The sequence below is a fragment of the Actinomadura rugatobispora genome, assembly GCF_042656285.1.
GTDB classification, from domain to species: domain Bacteria; phylum Actinomycetota; class Actinomycetes; order Streptosporangiales; family Streptosporangiaceae; genus Spirillospora; species Spirillospora rugatobispora.
Genome location: NZ_JBHSON010000036.1, coordinates 21,631 through 33,775 on the forward strand (window position 1 = coordinate 21,631; position 12,145 = coordinate 33,775).

A 12,145-nucleotide genomic window follows, 5' to 3' on the forward strand; every position below is an offset into this window, starting at 1 on the left:
CAGTGCTTTCACATCATGCTCTCATGGTCGTGCTTTCAATGGCTCGGGGTGAGGAGTGACGGATGACGAGCTGGGTGGCGATCGACTTCGAGACGGCCAACGCCCTGCGGGCGAGCCCGTGCTCGGTGGGGATGGTCAAGGTGAAGGGCGGGCGGATCGTCGAGGAGTGGTCCTCGTTCATCAAGCCCCCGGACGGACACGACCGCTTCGACGCCTTCAACGTCGGCGTCCACGGCATCACGGCCGACCGCGTCAGGGACGCCCCCGGCTGGCCCGAGACGCTGGAGCGCATCGTCGGGTTCGCCGACGGCATCCCCTTCGTGGCGCACAACGCGGCCTTCGACATCGGGGTTCTGGCCGGCGCGTGCGAGGCGAGCGGCCTGCCCGTCCCCGACCTCCGGTTCGCCTGCACACTCGTGGTCGCCAGGCGCGCCTGGACCGGCCTTCTCGCCTACAAGCTCCCGGTGCTCGCCGACGCCCTGGGCATCGAACTGCCGCGCCACCATGACAGCGGCGACGACGCGCGGGCGGCGGCCCAGGTGATGCTGGCCGCCTTGAAGCGGCAGGGCACGGCCGCCCTCGGCGACCTCCTCGCCGCCCACCAGATCACGATGGGCTCCTACCGCGGCGGTGTCCGCCAGGGGTGCAGGTACCGGGGTGCCGCACCGCGCGCCCCGTTTCCCGGCGCCGATCCCGACGCCGACCCCGACAACCCGTTCTTCGCGCTCACCGTCTGCTTCACCGGATCACTGCCGGGCATGACCCGGGCGGCGGCCGCCGGACGGATCGCCGCTCTCGGAGCCCGGACCGTCCGCGACGTCACCGCGGCCGTCGACCTGCTGGTGGTCGGCGGCATCCAGCCCCACCAGCTCGCCCCGGGGGCGAAGAAGACCGGCCGGCTCGCCAAGGCCGAACGTCTCCGCGACTCCGGCCAGGACATCACGGTCATCGACGCCGAAGAGTTCTACCAACTCCTCGCGGTCGTCGAGGGCTGACCAACCCCGCGAAGGCCTTCCGACCTCAGCATCCCCCCGGATGCGCGCCGCCGCCGGCTCGACCACTCCACGCCGGTCGGGCGCCGGCGGGCGGCGCACCTTCCACCGCGACCCGAACCGGTGACGCGCCATGCAGAGCGCGCCCGGCCACCAAGGAGCACCCATGCGCAAGATCATCGCCTGCCTCGGCGCCGTCGCCGTCCTCACCGCCGGCTGCGACCTCGAGCAGGACCCGGTCGCCGTCCAGCCCGCCGCCCCCCGCCAATCCGCGGGCAAGAGCGGTGCCGCGCCCAAGGGCACGACCTTCCCGATCAAGCTCACCGCCAAGCGGGCGCGCGCGAGCAGGAGCGTCCTGAGCGACGGCGGCGCCCTGTCCTGCGTCAAGGTCACCGTCACCAACCAGACCAAGAAGCAGCTCGAGGTCAACCCGCTCTACTTCTCGATCACCGACACCCGCGACACCAAGCACGACAGCGGCTCCGCCCTCGGCGAGTACGAGGGGCAGATCGCCACCACCGAACTCGCCCCCGGCGAGAAGGCCACCGGCCTCGTGTGCGCCAAGGGCGACTTCCGGCCAAAGATCGTCGCGATGACCAGTCCCCTGTTCAACGAGGCCGCACGCGCCCAGGTCGCCTCCTGAAAGGCGACGAAGGCCGAAGAAAAGGGCGGTCCCCGATGCGAGAAACCGCTTTATGGCCCCTACCTCCCCGCATGGCGACGTTTTCGTCACTTCGATCAGACAAGTCACAACACGCGGCTACCGTTCCTGAGGTCACTGGAGTCCCAGGACCATCCCGGCATCGGTCGCCGGGTCTCCCACGAAAAGGACGAGCATGAAGAAGATCCTGCATGCCGCCGATCTTCACATCGACAGTCCGCTGCGGGGCCTGTCCCGTTACGAAGGAGCCCCCGAGGACGATCTGCGGCTGGCGACCCGGAGAGCCCTCGACAACCTCGTCCGGCTCGCGACCGACCTGTCCGTGGACGCCGTGCTCCTCGCCGGCGACGTGTACGACGGGGACTGGAACGACTACCAGACCGGCCTCTACTTCAGCCGGCAGATGGCATTCCTCAGGCAGGCCGGCATCCCCGTCTACATGGTCTCCGGTAATCACGACGCGCAGAACCGCACGATGCGCACGCTCAAGTTCCCCGACAACGTGCACGTCTTCGCGACGGAGAAGCCCGAGACCATCCGGAACGAAGAGGCGGGGCTCGCCGTTCACGGCCAAGGCTTCGCCCGATGGGACCTTGGCGACAACCTCGCCGCCGGTTATCCGACCCGAGACGGCGGCCTGTTCAACGTCGGACTGCTGCACACAGGTCTGGAGGGCGGCCACTCCGATCACAAGCGGTACGCGCCCTGCACCGTCGCGGATCTCCAGGCGCGGGACTACGACTACTGGGCGCTCGGCCACATCCACACTCAGCAGATCGTCAGCCGGGAGCCGTGGATCGTCTACCCCGGCAACATCCAGGGACGGCACGCCCGCGAGACGGGTCCGAAAGGCTGCGTCGTCGTCACCGTGGACGGCGAGCTCCGGGTCGCGTCCGTCGAGCACCATGACCTCGACACCGCCCGCTGGGAACGCCTCGACATCGACGTCACGGGCCGCGACGACATCGACCAGGTGCTCAGCCTCGTCGAACAGGGCTTCCAGAAGATCCCGGAGGAGAGGCTGACCGCCGTCCGCGTCACCCTCAGCGGTGCGACGTCCGCGCACGCCGCACTGTGGCGGGACCGCGAACAGATCCTCAACGAGCTCCGGGCCGCGGCCGGTCACCACCCGAACCTGTGGCTGGAGAAGATCAAGATCCGCACGTCCGGGGAAGACGGCGCCGACGTGGGCGGGGGCGCCTCCGGGATCCTGACCGACCTTCACCGCACCCTCTCCGTGCTCGGCATCGATCCGGACGGTCTCATGACCAGGCTCTCCGGCCACCCGCTCATCGGAAGGATCCCCGCCGAGATCAAGGGGCCGGAGGGCATCGCCCCGAACGACCCGGCATGGGTCGGGAACCTGGCCGACGAGGCCTACCAGCTCGTGGAGTCCCTGCTGCAGGAAGCGCGGTGACCGGAATGCGCATCGAACGTCTCGACCTCATCGCCTACGGCGCCTTCGACGGCCACAGCCTGAACGGTCTGGGCAAGCCCGGCGTCCATCTGGTCCACGGCCCCAACGAAGCCGGCAAGTCCACGGCACTGAGCGCTCTCGATCAGCTCCTGTACGGCATCCCCCACAACTCCCGGTACGCCTTCCGGCACGGGAACCGGACGCGGCTGGGTGCCCGGCTCTCGGCCGCCGACGGGGTGGCCCTGGAGATCGTCCGCCGCAAGAAGCGCAGGGACGACCTCGTGGACGGCGACGGAGACCCGCTCGGTGACGAGGCACTCGCCCCCTTCCTCGGCGGCGTCGACCGCAAGACCTTCACCACCGAGTTCGCTCTCAACAGCGAAGAACTCCGCGAGGGCGGGAAACTGCTCGCCTCAGGCCAGGGCGACATGGCCCAACTGCTTGCCGCCGCACGGTCGGGCATGCGCCTCAACGCCGTCCTCGACAAGATCGAGGCCCGTCAACGCGCGCTGTTCCTGAGGCAGGGGAAGAAGCCCGCGATCAATGCCTCGCTGGACCGGCTGGCGGGCGTCCGGAAGAGGTCCCGCGAGGCGACCCTTCACCCCGAGCAGTACCGGGACGCCGAACAGTCCGCCGCCGAAGCGGTGCGGCGCCTCGCCGAGACCGAGGCCGAGTTGCGGGACGCGAAGCGGCGACGGGACGCCAAGCACCGACTCCGGGAGAACCTGCCCGCGCTGACCCAGTGCCGCGATCTCGAACAGCAGGTCGAGGAGATCAGCGCCCAAGGGCCGGTGGCCCTCGACGACATCCGCGAGCAACTCCCCGAGCTGCTCAACCAGCGAAGCCGGCACAGGGGGGTGCGCTCGACGAACGCCGAACTCCTCGAGCGAGCCGAGCGGCAACTCTCCGAAACAGGGCAGGACGGCTCCCTCCTCCCGCATGCCGCCGCGATCGAACGGCTGGCCAGAGACACCACGGCGATCCTCGACGAGCTGGACCGGCGGAACTCGGCGTCCGACGAGATCGCCGGCAAGCGCGTCCACGCCGAATCGCGGCTGCGTACCGTTCACGGGCACGCGACCCTGGCCGACGAAGAGCTCTACCGGATCCCGGAAGCCCTGCGCGGGGAGGGGCAGGAGCTCCGGGACCGGGGCCGGACGCTCCGCGACGACCTCGATCACGCGCGGGACGCGGTGCAGCGATGCCGGGACAAACACGAGCGACTCCACAAAGAGCTCAGCGCCCTCCCGGCCGGCGAGGACATCTCGCGGTTGCAGAACGCGTACGCGTCGGTCCCCCCTGACCTGGCGGGGAAGCTGGCCGACACCGAGGCCACCGAGAAGAAGCTGGACCGCCGGTTCCGCCAGGCACGCAATCGGCTCGAACTGCCCGAACTGCGCCCTGACGGCGTCCTGGACCTCCGGCTCCCCGACCGAGAGCAGGTCACCGGAGCCGAGCGGGCCCTCCGCGACCTCGGGCAGCGTCTGCGCGATCGCGCCGGAGAACTCGACGGCGCGCAACGGCGACTGGCGAAGTGCCGGCGCGACCTCGATCGGCTCGTGACCGACGACGCGCCGCCGACACACGACGAGCTCCACGCGCGGCGCGCCGAGCGTGACGACCTCATCGCGGGACTCCCCGATGGTCCGAGCGCCATGGACTCGCTCAGAGAGGCCGTCCGGCGAGCCGACGACACCGCCGACCTGATGCTGCGGCATGCGGAGAGCGTCAACAAGCGGGCCGACCTCGCGCGCGAGATCACCGACCTGGAGGCCGCCGTGCCCGGCCATCAGAAGGCCGTGGACGACGTGCTCGCCGAGCAGGCGCTGGAGCAGCGGCGCTGGGAGACGCTGTGGGAGGGGTACCCGGCCCCGGCACCCGCCATCGAACAGGCGTCGAAGGTCCTGGACGACTTCGACCGGCTCCAGGCCGACGCGCAGGACCTCCAGGACGTCCGCATCGAACTGGAAGGCCGGCGTGAACGCCTCAACGCCCACACGGCCAGGCTCCAGCACCTGCTGCGCCTCGGTGAGGACTCGCCGGCCGGTCCCGGTACGGCCGAGACGTCCGCGATGTTCGCGGAGATGGTGGAGACGGCACGCGGACGCCTTCACGAACATGAGCAGATCACCCAGGACAGAGCAGCCGTACAGCGCGACCTGGCAGGCGCGGAAACCGACCTTGACGAGGCGGAATCCGCGAAGGCCGAAGCCGAAAGGGCCTTGGCCGTCCACGACGGGCAATGGCAACGGTTCCTGAGCGGCGCGGGCCTTGCCGCCGACCGCGACTTCGACGCCGCCCTCGCCGACCTGGAAAGCCTGTCCCATGTGGCGGCGGACGTCGACGCGGCGGAGGCGTTGGAGCGCAAGCTCCGCCAAGGCGAGCAGCGGATCTCCGAGTTCGGGAACCTGCTGGAGGACACGCTCAGCGCCTGCGGGCGGAGCGTCCCGGCGTCCACCACCGGCTGGCACCAGGCCATCGAAGCGGTGGCGCGGGAACTCCAGGAGCAACGGGACGGCGCGCAGCGGCGCAAGGACCTGCTCGAACACAAAGCCGACCTCGTCAAACGGGTCGGCGACGCGGAGGCCGAACTGAGCGGACTGGAAAGCCGCTTGCAGGACTTCTCCGCACGCCTCGGCCTGTCCTCGATCACCGAACTGGAGGCCGCCGCGCAGCGCGGCACCGCCCTCAGGGAGGCGTCCACCGCTCTCGCGAACATCCGGCGAACCCTTCCGGCAGGGCAGGAACTGGCCCTCCTCCGCGAGCAGGCGGAGAAGACGTCCACTGAGGAACTCGTCGACGAGCTGACCGAGCTCGACCGTCAGCTCGAGGAGCTGGAGGCGGCCAGAGCCACCTGCCTCGAACAGCGCCTGGCTCGGCGGCAGGTGCTCGACGGCCTTGACGGGGGCGCCGACGCTGCCCGCGCCGAGGCCGACATCGCCCAGATCTGTGCCGAACTCGCCGAGAACGCCGAGGAGTTCCTGCGCCTGGAGGCCGCCAAGATCGCCATCCATGCCTGCATGGAGGAGTACCGGAGCAGCGACCAGGAACCCGTCCTGGCGCAGGCCTCCGCGATGTTCACCCAGCTGACCCGCGGCCGCTTCGCCGGGCTTGAGATGTCCGACGAGGAGCCCCCGAGCATCCGCGCCAAGTCGTCCACGGGAACGCTGGCGCCCGCCGCCCTCAGCGAGGGCACCAGCGACCAGCTCTACCTCGCGCTGCGGCTGGCCACTCTCGAACGCCATGCCGCGGCCGGAAACGCCCTCCCGATCGCCGTCGACGACATCTTCATGACCTTCGACGAACAGCGCACGGAGGCGGCGCTGCGCGTCCTGGACGGCGTGGCGGACCGGTTCCAGGTCATCGTCTTCACCCACCACGAGCACGTGATCCACCGTGCCGCCAAGGAACTGCCTCAGGGGCGGTGCCACGTGCACCGGCTGCCCGTCCGGCCAGAATGACAACGTCGCGCCACCCGGGCGGGAGGACTTCGTGATGGAGCCGGCCGACCGACAAGGAGAAACCATGCAGGGCCCTTCGGACTCGAAGAAGATCTCCGATCCTGAGGAGAACGGCCAGAGCACTACCGCGCCCGACTCGGCAACGGTATCGACGGTCCTGGCGGAAATTCTCCCGGGAGTCGTCGCCGCCTCCGGCGATGTCCCGGAGGAACTCAAGCTCGAGCCGATCGACCTTGGGTTCGTGTCGGTCGCCGACCGCGAGCAGATCTCCACATTGCTCGCCTCGATCGGAAACGCGGCGACCGTGGGCGGCAACCTCGCGAACGCGTTCGCCGGCGTGGAGGGGCTCTACAGGATCACCGACGCGACACGGACCCTACTGAACGCCGGCGGAACGCTCGCCGCCAAGGACGGAGCGAACCTCGGAGCGATATTCGTCAACGGCAAGCTCACCGCCCAGGCTCGCTTCATCCCCGTGTCCAAGGTGAACGCGGCGAAGAACCTGGCCGCGATAGGACCGGCGCTGGCCATGGTCGCCCTGCAGATGCAGCTGAGTGAGGTCACGGGCCTTGTCAGGACAAACATCGCGCTGACGAGCCAGGTACTCACGACCATGAACCACGCCCAGTGGGCCACGCTGACGGGGCTCGTCGAAACCGTCGATGACGCATTCCGCGAGGCACAGGAGGTCAGAGCGGTCACCCAGCACGTGTGGGACACCGTCGCGACCAAGAAAGCGGAGTTGCGTACGGTGCGTGACCAGTACCAACGGAACATCAGCGGGCACATCCAGAAGATCAGACAGTGTGCCCCGCATGGCCGCCGTGAGTATCTCGAGACCAACGCCGCCGCCATCGTCTTCGACGCCCACGCCCTCCGGGCCTCCCTCGAAGCGCGGACCAAGTATCAGGTGCTCCGCGCAGCGAAGGTGAGCGCCGCCGGACGCGAAGACCCCGACGAGGCACGGCTCGTCGAGGTCATCGCACGCGACACCCGCGCGGAGCACGACTCCGCCCTGGCCGAGATGACGAGTCTCGTCCACTCGCTGACGCGGGAGCTGCGCATCATCGCCGAGCTGCCCGACCGCGCCACGATGCCGCTGGCCCGGAACCGGAGGGACTCGAAGGCCGCCCGCCTGACCTGCACCCAGCTTCTCAAGGCGATCCAGCCCCTTGCCGACGCTCTCCACCCACCGGTCCCTCCGCTCGAGTCTCCGGACGTCGTCTGCGCACCCGCATCGCTGGATCTCGATCCGTACCTTCGCATCCTGCGATGGTTCCTCGAGGACGGTGAGACCCTCCGTGTCCTCGGCTTCCCCGACCAGCTCGATGCCCTCGGTCCTTTCGGCGCGACCTCCGGCGGAGCGAAGGAGAAGGCGGCGGCAGCCAAGGACAAGGTGGCGGCGGCGATCGACAAGGCGGCCAAGAACCTGGTCGCCGTCACGGATCGCCGCATCATCACGGCCAGGACCAACGTATTCCGCAAGCAAGGCCAGCTCGGTCAGGACATCCCGATCGACCGAGTGCGCTACGTCCGAGCGCCCGCACAGGACGCGAACGGGCGCTCGGCGATCGATATCATCACGGCCGATGAGAACATCCGGTTGATCTTCCACGCCGACATCGACAACGCGCACGTGGACGCGCTCGCCGCCGTGCTCGCCGAGTCCATGACGATCCCGGCCGCGGAACGCGATGAGCTTCAACGACGCCGCCCCGCCGCCCTCGAGGCGGGCAAGAAGGGCGAGAACACTGCCACGAGTTCTACCGAGGCCGTCACCGGCGATGCCGAGTAGGAATCGAACCAAGAAAGGCGGCCGCCCGCACGCACCCATGGATGGTCGGTTACCCCAAACCGCATTAGCGATACCATTCCGGGCGGCTGGATGCGTAGAGTCACCGGACGGGCGGCCACCACATGTGGCGCTGGGGTATGACCCGGCGGCCGAAACCACCGCGCGGACGTACAGCGCCCGTCATCCCCCGCCAGGGGGAATGCTGACGGCGTCGCTCCGCGACCTGCCACCCTCGAAGGGACGGGGCAAAAACGTGTCGGCGTCGCGACTCCCCTTCTTCCAACCGGCTCCTGATCGGCTACCTTGCCAGGAACGGTATCGTCGACATCGGGCCACTTGACGAACGCCCCTTCACCACATAACGCCCCGGCGGCCCCGAAGACTTCTTCACCGAAGGGGAGGTAACACCCATTATGGACGTCCTGAACGTTGTCCGAACCACCGACGTGCCAGCACACGCGCAGGCAGGCTGACCGTCATGGGAATGCTCATCCCCGCCTCCGGTGAGGCGCTCAACAGGTACGACGGCATCTCGGTCGCGGTGATCCGGATGACAGACGAGATGCGTGAAAACCTTGTTCTGCATCGCACGTTCATCGAGCGGCCCACGTTCACGATCGCCGACACCGCCGGACTGACCTGGAAGCGCGATCGCCGCTATCTCGGCGTCTTCAAGACCGATGTGGACGATGAGTCCAGAGTCGTCGGCCTCGGCATCATGACCCCGTCCAAGATGGCGAGCGATTACACCCGAAGGATTCGGGTAGAGCAGTTCGATACTTTGCGGCGCCCGATCCCGGTCTCCCAGATCCGCGGCATGCTGGGCGATCGATATCGGGACGCCATCAACGACGGACCACCGACCGATGCGCGATCCAGGCGCCTGCTCGCCGTACTGGAGAGCCTGGACGAGTCCGTAGGCGTCCTCATGGGAAAGTTCGCCCCTGGACTGGCGGTTCCGGACTTGAGTGAGGCCGCTGCCGCGGTCCGATCCTTCGAGAAGGACGCCACCGCGACGCTGTTGGATGCCGTCCTGGGCGACCGGGGGGCCGTCCGCGGTGCCGGTCTCCTTCACGAGAGCGAACCGTTCGTCAAGGCCATGCCGGGAGACAACAACGTCAACCATGACTGGCTTCATTTCGCGGACTGGCCAGGGATCGGTGACGTCAGTCATGGTGTCCGCCGCTTCAGCGGGCCCGATGAGCAGGAACTCGTCGTCTGCAACATGACAAAGCGGCTGCCTGAAGAGGTCGACGGCGTCGACCTGCTCTATTACAACGAACTTCATGCCTGCTTTGTACTGGTGCAGTACAAACGCCTTGTCAAAGACGGCAGGCACTTCTACTACCCAGGCGAGAACGCACTCGATCAGCAATTGACTCGCCTGCGTGCGATCGATGACGAGTGTCCGCCCGGCGATGCGGTGGCCGACATCCGGCTGCACGCGCAGCCGTCCTTCTTCAAGTTCTGCGAACCGAGCCGGTTGAATCAGGATTCGATCGACATGTTGAAGGGCGTCTACCTCGCCCGCCCGCACTTCGAGAGGATCTTCGCTGGAGGGGAGGGGGTGCCTGGCGGCAGCCGCTACCGCCTCGGCAAGGGTGAGGTCCCGCGCCACCTGAACACCACCGCGTTCACGATGCTTCTCGCGCATGGATGGATCGGCAGCTGTGGCACCGGCTCCGATTTCGTTCGGGAGCAGGCGCGACTCAGTCTCAGCACACGCGGCAGCCTGGTTTTCGGCCTTCACCGCGGCCTACGTCCCCCGGGAAACAGTTCTACGGGTTGGGGGTGAACGGCAAAATGCGCCTCCTTCCCGCCCCGAACACTTTGCTTGGGTTCCGGTGTATTCAGGTTCTCGACTGGTTGAGCGACATGAGACTGGAGAAACCCAATGTATTCCCCGAAGTGCGGTTCTTCTTGGCCCACCTCGACCTCCCCGCAGACGTTGACGAGGGGGCGGCTCCCGAATGGCTTCCACATGTTCTTTCGACCCTCGGTTCCTCAGGGCTGGTCACACTTCACAAGGTTCTGGGTTCCTATTTGGACCACAGTCTCCAGCTCACCGACGAGGGCTTGCGTGACGTGGCCGAGCGTGCTGAGCGCAGGCGTGACCGTCCGGCACGGAGGGCGACGGCCCGGCAAGGCGTCCTGCGGTGGCTCGATGAGGTATCGACGGACGTGCACTGTGAGCCGGAGATCCAGACCATATTCAGCAGTCCGTGGAGCACCTACGAGGGCGAGTACTTTACCATTGGGGAAGTCGTGGACGCTTGTGCCTACCTCATCGAACAGGAATTGATAGGCAAGGACCCTTACAGGCTCACCGCGGCTGGAATCGACTGCGTCGACGACCATGGAGGCCATGTGTCCGAGTACTTCGAGGACAAGAAGCCGCGTTCGAGCTTCACCACTCATTTCCACCAGCAGGTGGGAAACCTCCAGCTGGCGCAAGGTAACGGCGATGTCCAGCAGAACCAGCGCGTCGAGGGAATGAGCGGTACCGATCTGGCGCTGCTCGCTCAAGCGTTGCGCGAAGCCGCCCCGGTTCTGGGGCTGCCCGAGGCCAAGCAGGCCGAACTCGCGCATGTCGCGACGCAGATGGAAGAGGCAGCGGAAAGCGACGACCTTCCGCAGAGCCGCGTGCAGCAGCTCATGGACTGGAGCCGAACCATCCTGACGGATGCATCGCAATCCGCATTGGCTCAGGTTCTGATCGCCATCACGGGAGGCGTGGCCGGCGGTTGATGACAGCCGCTTGGCCTTGCGCCTTCCTAAGCTCCGTCTGCTCGGGTCGAGGAGCGTGCTCATATCTGACGTCGACCACGGTGGTGGTAGCACCCGCGTGCCATAAGCGGCTATCCCTCTCGGTCGGCGCCATGGGCGTTCCCGTCCTCGAGGCGTACGGAGTCGAGGGCGACAAACCCAGTGAACTGATCCGGCGCCTCCTTGAGGTTCGGGCGTACTCGACGAGAGCGCCGAAGGTCGCAGAGCCCCCACGCCGCAAAACAGACGAGATCCATCTCCCACCTCGCATCAGGGGAAGGTGGGTGAAGCCGCTCGTCTGGACGATCGAACGCGTCGAGCGACGCAGGAAACTGGGAAGGTGCCAGGCCCGGTGATGGTCTGGACCCCGCCCAGACGGGAGCCCCTCGACTTCATCGTGGATGAACAGCTGTATGCCCTCTTCCCTCTGGTCGCCTTCCGTGGGCTGCGTCGCGCCGAGGCCGCGGGGCCGGCCTGGGCGGACACCGATCTGTAGCGTGCGGGCACGCTGACCGCCCGCGAGACGAGTCCTGTTTCCAGGAGCCGGGACGACGAGTACGACGACACCAAATCCGAGGCCGGCGAGCGCATCGCGGCGCTGGGCGAGGCGACCATCTCGGTTCTGCTGGACTGGTGGCGAGACAAGCGCACTCCGCCGACGTCCCGTCCACACCAGGCGCGGGACAGCGGACGTCTGGAACGCGACAGGGACTCCGTCCGAGATTGAGATCTTGGACGAAGTCCCTGGTCAGGTGGCGGAGGATCGGGGATTTGAACCCCGGATGGGCGGTAAACCCAAACCGCATTGGCAGAGCGCCCTGACCCGTCCACTGGGGGTGGCCGCGTACCACAAAGTCCACTCAAAACCGGACACGCGGCCACCCCATCCATCAAGATCCAAAGCCCTCCCATGCAGTTTGGCCACACCATGGCCACACCACAGAGCCTTCCGACAGCCTCGGCCGTGCCCGGAGGGCTCAGATACGTGATCACTCTCCGTGCGAGTCGTTCTACTGTCAGTCGGTCGGAGCGCGCCCGATGTGACAGTAAGAG

The 12,145-nt window shown here is 67.6% G+C and carries 7 protein-coding genes; all 7 read left to right on the top strand.

All coding sequences use genetic code 11. From position 1 onward, the window contains the following. The first annotated feature begins 62 nt into the window (after positions 1-62). The 7 genes from ACFPZN_RS24630 (at position 63) to ACFPZN_RS24660 (ending at position 11,074) form a co-directional block, all read left to right on the top strand. Positions 63-995, top strand: a complete 933-nt coding sequence (locus tag ACFPZN_RS24630) for an exonuclease domain-containing protein (protein WP_378284502.1) — start codon at positions 63-65, stop codon at positions 993-995. 163 nt (positions 996-1,158) lie between these two features. Beyond that, positions 1,159-1,635 carry a DUF4352 domain-containing protein gene (locus tag ACFPZN_RS24635; RefSeq protein ID WP_378284503.1) on the top strand — a complete coding sequence of 159 codons (477 nt, stop codon included), beginning with the start codon at positions 1,159-1,161 and terminating at the stop codon, positions 1,633-1,635. A gap of 193 nt (positions 1,636-1,828) precedes the next feature. Continuing rightward, positions 1,829-3,070, top strand: a complete 1,242-nt coding sequence (locus tag ACFPZN_RS24640; protein ID WP_378284505.1) for a metallophosphoesterase family protein — start codon at positions 1,829-1,831, stop codon at positions 3,068-3,070. 5 nt (positions 3,071-3,075) lie between these two features. Then, positions 3,076-6,531: an AAA family ATPase gene (locus ACFPZN_RS24645; RefSeq protein WP_378284506.1), complete on the top strand. Its 3,456-nt coding sequence runs from the start codon at positions 3,076-3,078 to the stop codon at positions 6,529-6,531. Between the two features lie 34 nt (positions 6,532-6,565). Next, positions 6,566-8,326, top strand: a complete 1,761-nt coding sequence (locus tag ACFPZN_RS24650) for a hypothetical protein (protein WP_378284507.1) — start codon at positions 6,566-6,568, stop codon at positions 8,324-8,326. A 478-nt stretch (positions 8,327-8,804) separates the two neighbouring features. Further along, complete coding sequence (locus ACFPZN_RS24655; protein WP_378284508.1) at positions 8,805-10,121, top strand: hypothetical protein; 1,317 nt, start codon at positions 8,805-8,807, stop codon at positions 10,119-10,121. Continuing rightward, complete coding sequence (locus ACFPZN_RS24660; RefSeq protein WP_378284509.1) at positions 10,118-11,074, top strand: hypothetical protein; 957 nt, start codon at positions 10,118-10,120, stop codon at positions 11,072-11,074. Before ACFPZN_RS24655 ends, ACFPZN_RS24660 begins: the two co-directional genes overlap by 4 nt. The last annotated feature ends 1,071 nt before the right edge of the window (positions 11,075-12,145 follow it).